The following is a 15,541-nucleotide window of genomic DNA, read 5'->3' as shown; positions in this document are numbered from 1 at the left end:
AGATTTATTAAGTGCAATATGTTGCACTATTTATATGCTTTTAGACTAAAAACGAGCAACACTCTTTAGAAAGTGCATTTAATTGCACTTTTCTTGTTTTATATCTAATTTCTTTCTAAATTTACATTAAAAGTGCAATAAATGACACTATTAATAATCGAACAGATAAAAGAACGTCGTAAAGTTTTAGATATTACACAAGAATCATTAGCAGATATTTCGGGTGTAGGTTTACGTACATTAAAACAATTTGAAAGTGGTAAAGGTAATCCAACTTTAGAAACGCTTCAAAAGTTGTGTGATGCCTTAGGATTAGAAATTAAATTAGAGGTTAAAATAATTGAATCATGAGAATTGCTCAAATTTTATATAAAGGAGAAAGGGCAGGAGTTCTAACGCAATTGGATAATGGTCGCTTTCATTTTATCTATAATGAAGATTGGTTAAATGATGATTCTAAGCCTTCTATAAGTTTAACGTTGCCTAAAAATCAAAAAGAGTTTGATTCTGAAACTTTGTTTCCTTTTTTCTATCATTTATTACCAGAAGGGGTAAATAAACGTATGATTTGTAAAACATATAAGATTGATGAAGATGATGCTTTTGGAATATTATTGAAAGCATCTAAAATAGATACAATTGGTGCAGTAACAATAGAAAGAGTGTAAAATGAAATTAGAATTAATTAATTGTCCCGGTTCTTTAAAAGAAAATTTTAATGCGTACAGTCCTGTTGTTCTAAAGAAAATGTTTAATGGTAAAAAGGTAAGTCCATTTTTAAATTATACTTCGCCAACTGATCGTAAGGATAAAAGTAGTTTTAACCAAAATCAAACACATATTTCTATTTCGGGATTTCAAGAGAAATATTCTTTAATTCTTGATGGAAATGAATTACGATTAACGAATGAAAAGGAAAGCGGTCAATATATACTGAAACCGATTTCTGATTTACCTAAAAACAGTGAATTTGCACCAGCTAACGAACATTTGACGATGCAAATTGCTAAACAAATTTTTAAAATTGAAACAGCAGAAAATGCGTTAGTTTTTTTTAAAGATGGAAGTCCAGCATACCTTACTAAACGATTTGATTACAATGAAAATGGTGAAAAATTAGCCGTAGAAGATTTTGCATCACTATTAGGAAAATCACCAGCAACAGATGGAGAACAATATAAATACGAAGGTAATTACTTAGAATTGTTTGATGCTTTAAAAAAATATGTTCCAGCTTGGAAAGTAGAAACTCCAAAGTTATTTACTTTAATCCTTTTCAATTATCTGTTTTCAAATGGAGATGCTCATTTAAAGAATTTTTCTTTAATAGAAACTCAGCAAGGAGATTTTAAATTAAGTCCAGCATATGATTTACTGAATACCAAAATTCATATCGAGGATGCTGATTTTGCTTTAAAAGATGGTTTATTACCGAAATCTATCTCAAAAGGTAAAATAATCGACCAATTATTTTTGTTAGGTGAGAATGCAGAAATGACAGAAAAATCTATTGCTAAAGTTCTTCAAAATCTATCTTCTAAGGAAGATCAAGTGGTAGATTTAATCAATAAATCGTTTTTATCTGATAAGTTAAAACGTAATTATTTACAAAATTATCAGCGTCGATTGAAGAAATTAAAAATAGTTATAGATTGAAAAAACTGAACGAGAAGATTTCCTTAACACATTTTTTATAATTTATCCTATAAGGAAAATAGAATAGGTTATTCCTTCTTTTCAACGTAATTTTAGAAGCGAAATAATAGAATCAAAAATGAAAAAAATAGATATTACAACTTTAGATCATTTAAATCAAATTGATCAAGCATCTTTTAATCAACCAAAAATTATTTATAAACACAGTACAACTTGTGGGTTATGTGATATTATTTGGGATATTGTAAAAGAAAGCGATTTTGAACTGAATTATTTAGATTTATTAACGTATAGACCACTCTCTAATGAGATTGAACGACGATACAATGTTCAGCACGAATCACCGCAAATCCTAATTATAAAAGATGGAAAATGTGTGTACAATGCATCGCATCGTAAAATAAAAAATGAAGAAATTCAGAATCAATTAGATTTATTCGATTAAAGAATTTTCGGTTTGATTTCCTAACTGAAAAACTAAATTGCGCTCATGTTCATCAATAAAATCCTCACCTGTATAAAAAGTTTCATCTACGACAAAATATATCTTTAACCCCTTATTTAATTTTGAGTCTTTAAACACTAATTGACTTACAAAATATGTACTCAAATTATGATCGAAATTTTTGGTGCGACTATCAAATCTAAATTGGGCATGATTTCGTGGTGCCGAATATTTAGTTTCAACTTCTACTTGATTTTCTTCTTTCAGAACATTGATATAATTTCTTAAAAACGAAAAAGCTTCTTCGCGAGCAACAATCGGATCATCGTTATAAAACGAATTGATTGTTACTTTTTTTGTTTCTTGATCGAATAGTGTTTCGACTTCGTAATGGATTTTTAATTTCATAACAATTTGCTTTATTTTATTATGAAGCAAACCTATGACTACACAACTATCAGATTACGATAGTCTAAAAAATAATTATAAAAATATCTAAAAGACATGTTTTGGCGGGATGGTTTATGACCTTTGTAATATAAATTAAAAACAAGAAAATATGCCTATAATTACAATTGAATTGTCTGATGAACAATTAAAAAAAGTGAAAGAAACCCTGAGTTATAATGGTAATTTAGATTTGAAAGAAGAAACTTTTAATGGAAGTTCAATTGAGTTGGATTTACTTCCATTTATACACATGATGACAGTAAAAGGGTATAAAGAAGAATATATTGGTGCTGTGTTCGTGGAGATTCCGAAGGAGTAGATTTTTAAAAATCAATAAATCTTATGAGGTTTCTATTTTTATGAGATTTGTTAGATGTTTATTGGTACTTTATTAGTAATTTACAGCAATTTTTTATAAAGATTATGGCAATTAAGAAATCTGAATTATATAGCTCACTTTGGGCATCTTGTGACGAATTACGTGGCGGTATGGACGCCTCTCAATACAAAGATTATGTACTAACGATGTTGTTCGTGAAGTACATTTCTGACAAATACAAAAACGATCCGTTTGGGGCCATTACGGTTCCTGAAGGTGCGACCTTTGATGATATGGTTGCTTTGATTGGAAATGCGGAGATTGGAGATAAGATTAATAAAAACATCTTAAATCCAATTAAAGAAGCCAACAAGCTGAACGAATTCCCAGATTTTAACGATGAAAGTAAATTAGGTAAGGGAAAAGATTTAGTGGATACAGTATCTAACTTGGTGCGTATCTTCAATGACGATGCCTTGGATTTCTCGGCGAACTCAGCCGAAGGTGATGATATTTTGGGGGATGCTTACGAGTTTTTGATGCGCCACTTCGCGACGGAATCCGGTAAATCCAAAGGGCAATTCTATACACCTGCGGAGGTATCTCGTGTGTTGGCAAAGGTAATTGGGATTCATCCGAATAATGCCACGAATCAAACGACGGCGTATGACCCAACTTGTGGATCGGGATCGCTATTATTAAAAGTAGCCAATGAATCGGGTAAGGACATAACGCTTTACGGACAAGAAAAAGAAACGACGACGGCCAACTTGGCCCGTATGAATATGATTTTGCACAATAGCCCTACGGCGGAGATTGTGGCAGATAATACCTTGACGCGTCCGGCTTACAAAGAAGCCGATGGGAGATTGAAGCAATTTGACTATGTGGTAGCCAATCCTCCGTTCTCCTTAAAAAGCTGGAGCAATGGTGTGAATGTAGAGGCAGACGAGTTCAACCGTTTTGCGTTGGGTGTACCACCAGAAAAGAATGGCGATTATGCCTTTTTATTGCACATCATTCAATCCTTAAAATCGACAGGTAAAGCGGCGGTAGTATTGCCACACGGGGTTTTGTTCCGTGGGAATGCCGAGGGCGAAATCCGTAAAAATATCTTGAAGAAAGGCTACATCAAAGGGATTATTGGTTTACCTGCCAACTTGTTTTACGGTACGGGTATTCCAGCTTGTATCATTGTGTTGGATAAGGAACATGCCGAGCACCGCAAAGGGATTTTTATGATCGATGCGAGCAAAGGCTTTGTGAAAGATGGCAATAAAAACCGTTTGCGCGAGCAAGATATTCGTAAGATTACGGATGTGTTTGCGGCAGAACAAGAAGTGCCAAAATACAGCCGTATGGTGTCGATGACGGAAATAGCCGACCCGAAGAACGATTACAACTTGAACATTCCGCGCTATATCGATACGCAGGAAGCCGAAGATATACAAAACATAGAAGCACACCTGAAAGGGGGCATTCCGCAAGCGGATATTGATGCCTTAGAAAATTACTGGAAGGTGTTTCCGCAAGTGAAGAAAGATTTGTTTACCGCGGTGCGTGATGGTTTTTATGAACTTTCTGTTCCGACTACGGAATTGAAAGCGACGATTTATGCGCATGCCGAATTTGTAGCCTTTAACGAGCAAGTGAACCAAACCTTTGCGCAATGGTTGGCAACGCAAAAAGCCACTTGGCAAAACCTCGACCAAGGTGCTGATACCAAAGCCATTATACAGCAAGCGAGTCAGTCGATATTGGAAGCGTTTAAAAGTAACCCCTTATTAGAAGCCTACGATATGTATCAGCATTTGATGACCTATTGGAACGAAACGATGCAAGACGATGTGTACAGCATCCGAATGGACGGCTGGAAAGCGGGCAACGAGTACCAACGTTTGGTGATAAAAGGGAAAACCGACAAGAATGGCAAAACCAAAGGCGATAAAGAAGTGGCTGGTTTGGCAGGGATTGAAGGTCGTATGCTATCGCCACAATTGTTGATTGAGGTGTATTTCCAAGAGCTACAAGCGGCGATACGTGCCGAAGAAGCGAAGGTAGAAACGGCACAAGCGCGTATGACGGAGGTAGAAGAAGAACAAAGTAGTGAAGACGGTTTGTTTGCCGATTTGGAAAAGATTAATGCGACCGAAGTAGGAAAACTTTTGAAACAATTACAACCTACCAAAAAGGCAAAAGCTGCTGCGAAACACGAATACGCAATGGTAGCAGAACCAGAAGCGGTTTATGAGACTAAAAGTAGTTTTGATGTATTAGAAGAATACGTAGCCTTAGACATTTCCATTAAAAAAGCCAATGCCGCAATTAAAAAGCTAAATGCCGACTTAGAACAAGCTGTATTGGCAAAATACCCTGCATTGAGTGAAGCCGATATTAAGACTTTGGTATTGGAAAACAAATGGCAAGCCTATTTGCAAAATGCCTTGACGCAAGAGCAAGAACGCATTAGCCAAAACCTAACCCAACGCATTAAGGAACTGGCAGAACGCTACGCTACAACTTTACCAGAACTGCAACGTTCCCTGAGCGAAGTCGAAGGGAAAGTAAAGTCTCACCTTGAAAAAATGGGATGGATATGGTAAAGCAAGGCTACAAACAAACCGAAATTGGCGTGATTCCCGAGGTTTGGGATTACGGTGTATTTTCTAATTTTGTTAAACTTAGACATGGTTTTCAATTTTTAGAGCATCATTTTTCATCATCTGGAGTACCAGTAATAAAAATTGGTACACTGAAAGATTCAGGAGGTATAGATGTAAATAAATTCACATTTGTTTCAGAAGATATTTTTGAAAAATTCAAGTCAATACAGTTATTTAAAGGTGATGTAGTAATGGCTTTAACTGGAGCTACATTAGGTAAAGTAAGTAAAGTAGATTATAATGAAAGATGTTTACAGAACTATCGAGTAGGATTATTTAATGGTAAAGAAGGTGTAGATAATAATTTCATTTATCATATTTTACAATCATTTTTAGTTCAAAAAACAGTTAAAGAATTAGTAAATTCTGGTGCACAGCCAAATTTAGGTAAAGCTGATTTTGATAAAATTATTATCCCCCTTCCCCCCTTAGCGGAGCAAGAAGCAATTGCGAAAGCTTTGAGTGATGCCGATGCGTGGATAGAAAGTTTAGAACAACTTATCGCCAAAAAACGCCTCATTAAACAAGGCGCTATGCAAACCTTGCTGACACCTCAAGAGGATTGGGAAGTGAAGAAGTTGGGGGATTATGTTAAGTTTCAAACTGGTTTTCCTTTTTCATCTGAATTCTTTAATACTAAAATGATTGGTGAAAGATTAATCAAGAATAGAGATTTAAGAAGTGACGATTCAATATTCTATTATTCTGGAGAATTTAAGAAGGATTTCATTGTAAATAACGAGGATTTATTGATAGGTATGGATGGTGATTTTGAACCAGTACTATGGAAAAAAGGTAAAGCACTATTAAATCAACGAGTTGGAAGAGTTTTGAAATTAAAAGAAATTTCGATTCAATATTTAGCTTATTCTTTGATTGATAAATTAAAAGAAATTGAGGAATCAACAGGAAGTACAACAGTAAAGCATTTATCACATAGTGATATTGAAAATTTAGAATATAAAATTCCCTCCCTTTCCGAGCAAGAGCGTATAGCAACGATATTATCGGATATGGATGCAGAAATAGAAGCTTTAGAACAAAAATTGGCAAAAGCCAAACAAATAAAACAAGGCTTAATGCAAAAGCTACTTACAGGTAGAATACGATTAGTGTAAACACAACTGTATAATGAATGAAAATTTAAAATCGATAGAAGAGTTATTAGACTTCAATTTTAGAATAGATGCTTACCAAAGAGGCTATAGATGGGATACTTCCCAAGTCTATAGCCTTCTTACGGATATAGATGAGTTTACGCCAGAGTTTCAGTCGTTTTATTGCTTACAACCTTTAGTTATAAGAAAAATTGACGATACAACGTATGAATTAATTGACGGACAACAAAGAACGACTACCATATCGTTAATTCTAATGTATTTTAAGTCTAAAAGCTATCAACTATTATATACTACCAGAAATACAGAAGATAATGGTATTAATTCATTCATAGAGCGTATTCCTACATTACCAATTCCTACATTTATTATTCCAGCAGGAATAGATAGTTTTGGAGAAATAGATAGCTTAATATTTAACTTTTGGAAAGAAAATATTATAGTTGATTCTCCAGAAATCAATACGGTAGATAATTTCTATTTCTACAAAAATTATGTTGTTATTAGCAATTGGTTCAGTCAATTAGATGCAGAAGCAATAGAGATATTTAAGCATAAACTATATAACCAAACGAAAGTAATTTGGTATGTTGAAGACGATGCTTCTGATGACAAACAAATTATAGAAAAGTTTATCAATTTTAATGAAGGTAAAATTGAACTTGAACAAGCCGAATTAATTAAAGCTTTATTTGTATTAGATATTGCTAAAACGCCCAATGCGGTACAACGTCAGTATGAAGAGAATCAATTTGCAGACGATTGGAATCTTATTGAACATCAAATGAGCGACCAGAAGTTTTGGCAATTTGTTACGAGTAACAAAAATGATGAAAATCTAGCCAATAAGATAAACTTACTGTTTCAGTTACATAACGGTTTTGGGAAAAATGAAGATAAATTTTACAACTACCGAAAGTTTGAAAACGCATTTAAAAATAATGTAGAATCTTGTAAACCAGATTGGGCTAATATCACGCAACTATACAATAATTTAGAAGAATGGTTTTTTGACCGTACATCGTACCATTTAATAGGTACTATTATTCATTTGACAGATTTTAATATATCTAAGGTTTTAGAAATAGCTAACAATTCTAGTACTAAAAAAGTATTTAGAAATAAATTAAGAGGTCTTATATCTGATGAGTTTTCTAAGGAAAAATATGACCTTGAAAAAATAAAATACAATGATAGTACTGTATTCAAAATGCTTTTTCTTTACAATATTGCCCTTACAGAAACTGAAGATTTAGAAACCTTCTTCCCATTTTATCGATTTTATGAAACTAAGAGCTGGAATATCGAACATATCCTTGCAAAAAATGATGATGGATTAGATTCTTTTGAGGAATTCAATAACTTCTATTTGGATATTCAAAATTTAATAAATCTATCAACGGTTGAAGATATAAATCAGGAAAATAAGAGCATTATTTTGGAGTTGCTTAAAGAATTAAAGTTGCTAATAACAGAAAATAAAAAAGGAGATTGTAAAAGGAAAATTAAAGAAATCAATGATAAAATTGTTGAATTTTTTAATGTTGATGATTTCAATAATTTATGTCTGTTAGACCAATCAACTAATATCAAAGTGGGCAAAAAGCCATTCAGAAGAAAAAGAGATATTATTCTTGAATTAGATAAGGAGATTAAAATAGATGCGGATGCATATATACCTATAGGAACAAAAAATGTTTTTCTAAAAAAATCAACAAATTCAAGTGCATTTCAAATTGATTATTGGAGTATTAGAGATAGAGAATTGTATTTAAAAATGGTAAAAAGTACGATTACAAATTTTTTAAAATTGGAACAAGATGAATTTAACTAAATCATTTCATGACATTATCAGTGAGCATGTTGTTGAGGTTCCGATAATACAAAGAGAATATGCACAAGGCAGAAAAACAGAGAAAGTAAAATCAATTAGAAAACGTTTCGTAAGAGATCTTGTAAAATCTATTATAGATAATCGAGAAATACACTTAGGTTTTGTTTATGGTAAAATTGATGGAAAGGAAAATTTAAGACGCAAAGTATTAAATCGAGAAGCAGTAAATTCTATACTAGAAGCTGTTAAGTTTTATGCTAATAATTTAGAATTAAAAATTAATGCCAATATTGAAGAAGTTACAACGGATAATTCCAGTCAAACTATTCTGAAATTTATACCATTAGACGGACAGCAAAGGCTTACTACGTTATATATTCTTTATTGGTATTTATATTTTAAAGGAGCAAAAACGAGTAGTTTAGATTGGTTACAGCATTTTAAATACACGAATAGAAAATCTGCATTAGCTTTTTGTAATGAACTAACAGAAGTTGCTACAATTAATATTTTGAGGGAAAAGCTAAAGAATAATCCTAAATCAAATATTAAAGAGCTTATTACTAATTCTAGTTTCTATTTAAAAAAATGGAATAAGGATGCTACTGTAAGCGGAATGTTAGAAATGCTATTATCAATAGAAAAAGAATTTGATTCTCATTCAGGTTTTGATTTTACTAGTCAGGATTTAGAAAATCTTCCTTTTAAATTTGATTTTATGGACTTAGATTCATTAAATCAAACGGATGAGTTATATGTGAAAATGAATTCCAGAGGGAAACAATTGTCAGACTATGAACATTTTAAATCTTGGTTACAAGAAAAACATAATAATACAATAGATTCAAATTGGTTTGAGTCGTTTTGGAAAAGATTAGATACAGATTGGTTAAACTATTTCTGGCGTAAAGTAAATGTAGATTTTAATGCACTAGATGATTATTACTATAATTACATCAAGAATTTGGCTCTTATGTATTGTCTATCGAATAATACAGAGATTCCTTTTGACAATTTTAAAGATTTATATAGTCAAATCAGAAATACTGAAATCTATGATAACAAGAAAATATCTTATATTCCTCTAGAAAATTTTATAATAAAATGGGAAAAAGATGGTGAAGAAAAAGAATTTTTCTTGTTTAATGAAGATACACTTCGATTTATTGAAAAGACGTTTAATTCATTACTATTTTTAGAAAAAGACAATAATTATAAGGAATTAGGACTTGGGCAAATAATCTGTAAACCATTTATTGACACCGATATATCAGATTTGTTTTTAAAAGACAGTACTTTTACACCGTCATTATGGAATACAGTATTTTACTATGCTTTTATCATTTTTATAAATGATAGAGAACATTCCAATTACTCAAATGATGCCTTAAAACAATGGTTGCGTTATACAAGGAATACTGTATATAACACCTATATACAGAGTCCAGAGAATTATAATAGTGCTTTAAAACAGCTTAAAAATCTTGAACCTTACAAATTTAACATTGGTCAAGCTATACTTAGGAATGAGGTTGAAAATGTATTTTTTGAAAATCCTCAATTTGAAGAAGAGAAAATTAAATTGGATTTATTAGGCGATAATGATTGGCAAGAGCCAATAATTGAAGCTGAAAATCATCCATATCTTTTCGGGCAAATTAAATTTTTATTAGATTTCTCTAAGGATGAATCAAGCAACTATGTATTAGAGGATTTTATTAAATACAGTCAAGCTGTCTCCATTTTATACAATAAAGAAATAAGACAGCATTCAAATAAGATATTAGAGCGATTCCTTTTATGTCAAGGTTTTTATCTACCATATTATAAGGCTGATTACATTTTCTGTAGTGGGTCTTTAGGAGGATTGAGAACCAAAAATGAAAACTGGAGACTGTTTTTTAAAGGTGATAAAATTAAGGTTCTTAAAAAATCGATAGACAAGCTAGAAGGAAAAGACATCACAGTCGAGCTTTTAGAAAATTATATTAGTAATCACTTAAATATAGAAAACTTAAAAGAATCTGATTTTAAATATTTATTTCTGAAATATCCTAAAGCAATTGACTATTGTAAAGAAACTGCGATAAGGAAGGAATCTGATAATGACATACGTCTATTGAAAGGATTTCCAATTTATGCTTATCACGTTGAATTAAGAACATATTGTTTTTTTCTTGATAATAAAAATGAGGCTGCTGCAGAAGATAATCGAATTGCTCCAGAGAAATATTACCCATTTACTAAATTTTGGTATTTTGAAGAAAAAAATACCGATGGACATCCTGGATTTTATTTAGGTGATTTTAGTTTAAATGAAAAAGAGTATCGATTAGATGTAAGATACTCTAAAAGTAAAGAAGAATTTGAGCTATGTTTTTACCATAATACAGATGAAAAAGAGTATAGAAATTCTGATATTAATTTGAGTAAATTGAATTTTGTTTTTGACCAAAATCACAAACATTTATTTAAATCGGTTTTATTTGAAGATATAGAAATCGAATTAAATGATTTATGTTCCGAACTTAATAATTTGAAAAAAAATGATTAACCAAAGAGAACGCATCACACAAAATAGAATCATTCAATTGTTCCAAGAACAATTGGGTTATACCTATTATGGTAATTGGGAAAAACGTGAACACAATAGCAATGTAGAACAGGAGTTATTGAAAGAGAATCTTTTGCAACGTGGTTATTCCGAAACTTTGGCCAATAAAGCCGTGAAGGAAGTGTACGATGCGGCCAATACCAATGCAGGATCTTTGTACGATCGTAACAAGGCGATGTATTCATTACTTCGTTATGGTGTAAAAGCACGCCCAGAATTGGGAGAGAATTTTGAAACCATTTTCCCGATAGATTGGAATAATTCAGCGAAAAATGAGTTTGGTATAGCCGAAGAAGTAAGTTTAGCAAAAGGGCAAAATACCCGTCGTCCCGATATTGTTTTGTATGTAAATGGTATTGCATTGGGTGTTTTGGAATTGAAACGTGGTACAACGGATATTGCAGAAAGTGTAAACCAAACGATTTCTAACCAAAAAGAATTATTTAACGATTGGTTTTACAGTACCGTTCAATTTCTTTTTGCGGGTAACAACACCCAAGGTTTGAAGTATGGTACTATAGAAACTCCTGCTAAATATTTTCTATCTTGGAAAGAAGATGAACAAGAAAATAAAGATTATAAATTGGATAAATATCTGAAAAAACTATGTGTTAAAGATCGTTTTTTGGATATAATCTACAATGGAGTTGTGTTTGATGCAGGGGTAAAAAAATTACCACGCCCTCACCAATATTTTGCATTAAAATCGGCACAACCTTTTATACAACGAAGAGAAGGAGGAATTATTTGGCATACACAAGGTTCTGGTAAATCTTTGATGATGGTGATGTTAGGAAAGTGGATTTTGGAAAATATTCCAAACTCACGCATTGTTATTTTAACCGATAGAACCGAGCTAGACGATCAAATAGAACGTGTGTTCAATGATGTTGGAGAAACAGATATTGCCAAAACACGCTCTGGTAAAGAGCTGATGCATTTCTTGACTTCGCCACGCCCACGATTGGTGTGCTCGTTGATTCATAAATTTGGCAATAAAACCGAAACCGATTTTGATGCTTTTATCAAAGAATTGCAAGATAATCCCGTAAAAACACAAGGTGAAATCTTTGTGTTTATCGATGAATGTCACCGTACGCAAAGTGGTAAGTTAAACCAAGTTATGAAAGCAGTATTGCAAAATGCAGTTTTCATTGGTTTTACAGGTACGCCGTTGTTGAAAGAAGACAAGAAAACAACGATGGATGTTTTTGGAAGATACATTCATACCTATAAATTCAACGAAGCGGTTGAAGATGGCGTGGTAAAAGATTTGATGTACGAGGGAAGAAGCATCGAACAGAATTTGACTTCACAAGCGAAAATCGATCAATGGTTTGAATCCAAAACTGCTGGCTTGAATGATTTCCAAAGAAACGAGCTAAAGAAGAAATGGGGAACCATGCAGAATGTATTGAGTTCTAAAAGCCGCATGGAGAAGATTGTAGCCGATATTATTTTTGATTTTCAAACCAAACCACGTCTGCGTTCTCAAATGGGAAATGCTATTTTGGTCGCATCAAGTATTTATGAGGCTTGCAAGTATTACAATTTGTTCTTACAAACTGAATTAAAGAATAAATGTGCGATTATCACATCGTACAATCCACATACGGGTGATGTATCGAAAGAAGATACAGGAGCAGATACCGAAACTGATAAAGAATATATTTTTAATACCTATACTGAACTTCTAAAAGAAGTGCAAAGTTCTGGGAATAAATCTAAAACAGAAACCTACGAATCTGAAAGTAAAGAACGATTTAGAAAAGAACCTGCAAAAATGAAATTACTAATTGTGGTTTCTAAATTATTAACAGGTTTTGATGCGCCACCATGTTCCTACATTTACATCGATAAAAAGATGCAAGATCATACCTTGTTTCAAGCTATTTGTAGGGTGAATCGTTTGGATACGGATGATAAAGATTATGGGTATATTGTAGATTATATGGAATTGTTTGGTAATGTGACGGATGCCATCAATGTTTATACATCAGAATTGGATAGCGAAGGTTTTACGCAAGACGAGGTCGAAATTAGTATGAAAGATCGTTTAAAAATTGCGATTGACCGTTTGATGACGGCAAAAGAAACGGTAGAAGCCATTTGTGAACCTGTTGCACATCCAAAAGCAGACATCGATTATATTCATTATTTCTGTGGAAATACCGAAAATGCAGATGAATTAAAATCGAATGAATACAAGCGTATGGCCTTATACAAAGCAATTGTTGAGTATATACGCGCATATACAAATCTAAAAGCCGATTTTGTAAATACAAAATTCACAGAAGCTGAAATTCAAGGTTTCCATAAAAAGATGGAGGATTATTTAGCCTTACGTGAAGTGATAAGAATAGCATCGGGTGAAACGATTGATTTGAAAGCTTATGAAGCCGATATGCGTTTTTTGATTGATACGTATATTAAAGCGGAGGAATCTGAAAAGGTGTCTCCATTTGATGATATCTCTTTATTAGATTTGATGGAGACGAATATGAATGAAGCTATAGATTCGTTACCGAAAGGAATTAAAGGGAATAAAGATGCTGTTGCGGAAACTATTGAAAACAATGTTCGTAGTAAAATCGTTGAAGAACATTTATTAGACCCAAAGTATTTCGATCAAATGTCTATACTTTTACAAGAACTAATTGAAAGAAGAAAAGCAGAAACAATTTCTTATCAAGAGTATTTGATTGAGATGGCTAATTTAATCAGACAAGTCAATCAAGGTAAAAAGGATGATATCCCAGTTTCATTGAATACGAAAGGAAAAGTAGCTCTGTATCATACTTTGGGAGATGAAAGTTTAGCTTTGCTATGTGAAGAAACCATTCAGTATGCAAAACAAGAAGGTTTTAGGGAGAATGTACAAAAGCAAAAAGTTTTAAAAGGAGCAATTTATAAAGTAGTAAATGATCTTACAAAAGTAGATGAAGTTTATAAAATTATAGAAGCACATAAAGACGAGTATTAACCAATGACGGAACGTATAAAGATAGGCACAGTGGAGATTGATGTAACGTTCAAGGATATAAAAAATCTTCATTTGAGTGTTCATCCTCCAAAGGGAAATGTTACCATTTCTTCTCCTCAATTTTATGATTTGGAGAAGGTGAAAATTTATGCCGCTACGAAATTGGCTTGGATTAAGAAGGAGCAACGCAAGTTTTTGGAGCAAAAAAGGGAAGAGCCTAGAGTTTTCAAAAATCAAGAAAGCCATTTTTTTTTAGGATCTAGATATTTGCTGAAATTAGTAGAATCCAATAAAAGCAAGGTAGAGATTGAAGGTAAATATCTTGTATTATATTCTAAAAATATTAATGATAAGGCATCTTTAGAAAAGCAGTTGTATGCATTTTATAGAAAAGAATTGAGAAAGCGGTTGCTGCTAATGGTTGAAGTCTATGCCAGACAAATGAGTATAGAAGTACCGACATTTAAAATTCGTTACATGAAAACCAAATGGGGAAGTTGTGCTACAAGTAATCAGCGTGTTTGGTTTAATATAGAATTGGCTAAAAAACCTTTAGAGTGTATTGAATATATTGTGGTACATGAATTAACCCATTTGTTAGAACGACATCATAATAAACGATTTATATTATTATTGGATCAATATTTCCCAAATTGGAGAACCCAGAAGAAATTATTGAACGAATTGCCTTTGTAAGGTCTATTTTTGAAATTTAGAATTTAGAATTTAGAATTGTTTTTTTAGATTGATTTGCATCTATTAAGAAGAAGGTATATTTATAAAAACTTAAATTTATGTGTCAAGTTTATGCTGATGTCACGTTTTGTACGTGTTCAGATTTTGATTCAAATACTATTGAAAAACTGAATCATCATTGGATTTTATCGTTACAATGAATTTTTAGAAGTTGATTTATTAGTTTAAAAATTATACTTTTCTTCTCCAGGAATAATTTTGATTTTATTTCCGATTGAAGTTTTCCAATAATGAGTTGATGAATAAAAATCTGAAAAAGCATATGGTAACTCATCTTTTTTTACTTTTTCAAGTACATTTTTAAACCATTCAACATATTCATTATTTTCGCTTTTAGCATTTTTTAGAAATTCTTTTTCTTCTGAAATAAATAATCTCGTTAATTCATCAAGATCTATTTCTTTAAGATTAACATCATAAAATTCTTGAATCCAATTTGTTATATTAAGATTGTTTCTTTTTCCATTCACATCAACTAGAAATATACATCTCCAATACATTCCTGACGATGACAATGAGGGTATAACTCTCAAATTATTGTAACCTTTTTCATGTAAATTTCTAGCCAGATAAAGTATTTTATGCATGTTTATAATATAAAAATTTGTTTCCATTATTTTGAGATTTTATTAAAGTTGGATAAAATGTAATAAATTATAAATAAAACATTAGAAATGATTTATTTCCTCTTATGCCTCACCAA

The 15,541-nt window shown here is 32.0% G+C and carries 13 protein-coding genes; 11 read left to right on the top strand and 2 right to left on the bottom strand.

Annotation, left to right across the window (positions count from 1 at the left end; translation table 11 throughout):
• Positions 1-141 precede the first annotated feature (141 nt).
• The 4 genes from B4G36_RS07805 (at position 142) to ytxJ (ending at position 2,101) form a co-directional block, all read left to right on the top strand.
• Complete coding sequence (locus tag B4G36_RS07805; protein ID WP_291059400.1) at positions 142-351, top strand: helix-turn-helix transcriptional regulator; 210 nt, start codon at positions 142-144, stop codon at positions 349-351.
• The gene (locus B4G36_RS07800; protein ID WP_038330354.1) at positions 348-668 is read left to right on the top strand and encodes a HipA N-terminal domain-containing protein; all 321 of its coding nucleotides are present in this window, start codon (positions 348-350) and stop codon (positions 666-668) included. Before B4G36_RS07805 ends, B4G36_RS07800 begins: the two co-directional genes overlap by 4 nt.
• A gap of 1 nt (position 669) precedes the next feature.
• Positions 670-1,656, top strand: coding sequence for a type II toxin-antitoxin system HipA family toxin (locus B4G36_RS07795; protein WP_291063178.1), 987 nt, complete (start codon positions 670-672; stop codon positions 1,654-1,656).
• 118 nt (positions 1,657-1,774) lie between these two features.
• Positions 1,775-2,101, top strand: a complete 327-nt coding sequence (gene ytxJ, locus B4G36_RS07790) for a bacillithiol system redox-active protein YtxJ (protein WP_291063176.1) — start codon at positions 1,775-1,777, stop codon at positions 2,099-2,101.
• Here the strand turns inward: ytxJ and B4G36_RS07785 are convergent.
• Entirely contained in the window at positions 2,090-2,509 is a 420-nt protein-coding gene (locus B4G36_RS07785) for a hypothetical protein (RefSeq protein ID WP_291063175.1), read from the bottom strand. The two genes, ytxJ and B4G36_RS07785, sit on opposite strands and share 12 nt — an antisense overlap.
• A gap of 151 nt (positions 2,510-2,660) precedes the next feature.
• On the opposite strand from B4G36_RS07785, the gene B4G36_RS07780 reads away from it, so the two are divergent.
• The 7 genes from B4G36_RS07780 to B4G36_RS07750 all read left to right on the top strand — a co-directional run bounded on the left by B4G36_RS07780 (position 2,661) and on the right by B4G36_RS07750 (position 14,778).
• A complete protein-coding gene (locus B4G36_RS07780) occupies positions 2,661-2,870 on the top strand; it encodes a hypothetical protein (RefSeq protein WP_225541534.1) in 210 nt (69 codons plus the stop codon).
• Positions 2,871-2,974: 104 nt separating this feature from the next.
• Positions 2,975-5,473 (top strand): type I restriction-modification system subunit M, encoded by a 2,499-nt coding sequence (locus B4G36_RS07775; RefSeq protein WP_291063173.1) that lies wholly within the window; start codon positions 2,975-2,977, stop codon positions 5,471-5,473.
• Positions 5,467-6,651, top strand: a complete 1,185-nt coding sequence (locus B4G36_RS07770; protein ID WP_291063171.1) for a restriction endonuclease subunit S — start codon at positions 5,467-5,469, stop codon at positions 6,649-6,651. Before B4G36_RS07775 ends, B4G36_RS07770 begins: the two co-directional genes overlap by 7 nt.
• 13 nt (positions 6,652-6,664) lie before the next feature.
• A complete protein-coding gene (locus B4G36_RS07765; protein ID WP_291063169.1) occupies positions 6,665-8,485 on the top strand; it encodes a DUF262 domain-containing protein in 1,821 nt (606 codons plus the stop codon).
• Positions 8,472-11,039, top strand: coding sequence for a GmrSD restriction endonuclease domain-containing protein (locus B4G36_RS07760; RefSeq protein WP_291063167.1), 2,568 nt, complete (start codon positions 8,472-8,474; stop codon positions 11,037-11,039). The genes B4G36_RS07765 and B4G36_RS07760 overlap by 14 nt, the downstream gene beginning before the upstream one ends.
• Positions 11,032-14,082 carry a type I restriction endonuclease subunit R gene (locus B4G36_RS07755; protein WP_291063165.1) on the top strand — a complete coding sequence of 1,017 codons (3,051 nt, stop codon included), beginning with the start codon at positions 11,032-11,034 and terminating at the stop codon, positions 14,080-14,082. The genes B4G36_RS07760 and B4G36_RS07755 overlap by 8 nt, the downstream gene beginning before the upstream one ends.
• Positions 14,083-14,085: 3 nt before the next feature.
• Positions 14,086-14,778 carry a M48 family metallopeptidase gene (locus tag B4G36_RS07750; protein ID WP_092908208.1) on the top strand — a complete coding sequence of 231 codons (693 nt, stop codon included), beginning with the start codon at positions 14,086-14,088 and terminating at the stop codon, positions 14,776-14,778.
• A 224-nt stretch (positions 14,779-15,002) separates the two neighbouring features.
• Here the strand turns inward: B4G36_RS07750 and B4G36_RS07745 are convergent, their stop codons facing one another.
• A complete protein-coding gene (locus tag B4G36_RS07745; protein ID WP_291063161.1) occupies positions 15,003-15,452 on the bottom strand; it encodes a hypothetical protein in 450 nt (149 codons plus the stop codon).
• Positions 15,453-15,541 lie beyond the last annotated feature (89 nt).

It is taken from the genome of Empedobacter sp. UBA3239 (assembly GCF_002362875.1).
Taxonomy (GTDB): Bacteria; Bacteroidota; Bacteroidia; order Flavobacteriales; family Weeksellaceae; genus Empedobacter; species Empedobacter falsenii_B.
Note: the sequence above shows the minus strand (reverse complement) of the source record. Positions and strands in the feature narration are given on the sequence as shown.

Bases quoted from the DNA above. Each gene is read 5' to 3' on its own strand.
- B4G36_RS07805 (WP_291059400.1), top strand. From the start codon at position 142: ATGACACTATTAATAATCGAACAGATAAAAGAACGTCGTAAAGTTTTA.
- B4G36_RS07800 (WP_038330354.1), top strand. From the start codon at position 348: ATGAGAATTGCTCAAATTTTATATAAAGGAGAAAGGGCAGGAGTTCTA.
- B4G36_RS07795 (WP_291063178.1), top strand. From the start codon at position 670: ATGAAATTAGAATTAATTAATTGTCCCGGTTCTTTAAAAGAAAATTTT.
- ytxJ (WP_291063176.1), top strand. From the start codon at position 1,775: ATGAAAAAAATAGATATTACAACTTTAGATCATTTAAATCAAATTGAT.
- B4G36_RS07785 (WP_291063175.1), bottom strand. From the start codon at position 2,509: ATGAAATTAAAAATCCATTACGAAGTCGAAACACTATTCGATCAAGAA.
- B4G36_RS07780 (WP_225541534.1), top strand. From the start codon at position 2,661: ATGCCTATAATTACAATTGAATTGTCTGATGAACAATTAAAAAAAGTG.
- B4G36_RS07775 (WP_291063173.1), top strand. From the start codon at position 2,975: ATGGCAATTAAGAAATCTGAATTATATAGCTCACTTTGGGCATCTTGT.
- B4G36_RS07770 (WP_291063171.1), top strand. From the start codon at position 5,467: ATGGTAAAGCAAGGCTACAAACAAACCGAAATTGGCGTGATTCCCGAG.
- B4G36_RS07765 (WP_291063169.1), top strand. From the start codon at position 6,665: ATGAATGAAAATTTAAAATCGATAGAAGAGTTATTAGACTTCAATTTT.
- B4G36_RS07760 (WP_291063167.1), top strand. From the start codon at position 8,472: ATGAATTTAACTAAATCATTTCATGACATTATCAGTGAGCATGTTGTT.
- B4G36_RS07755 (WP_291063165.1), top strand. From the start codon at position 11,032: ATGATTAACCAAAGAGAACGCATCACACAAAATAGAATCATTCAATTG.
- B4G36_RS07750 (WP_092908208.1), top strand. From the start codon at position 14,086: ATGACGGAACGTATAAAGATAGGCACAGTGGAGATTGATGTAACGTTC.
- B4G36_RS07745 (WP_291063161.1), bottom strand. From the start codon at position 15,452: ATGGAAACAAATTTTTATATTATAAACATGCATAAAATACTTTATCTG.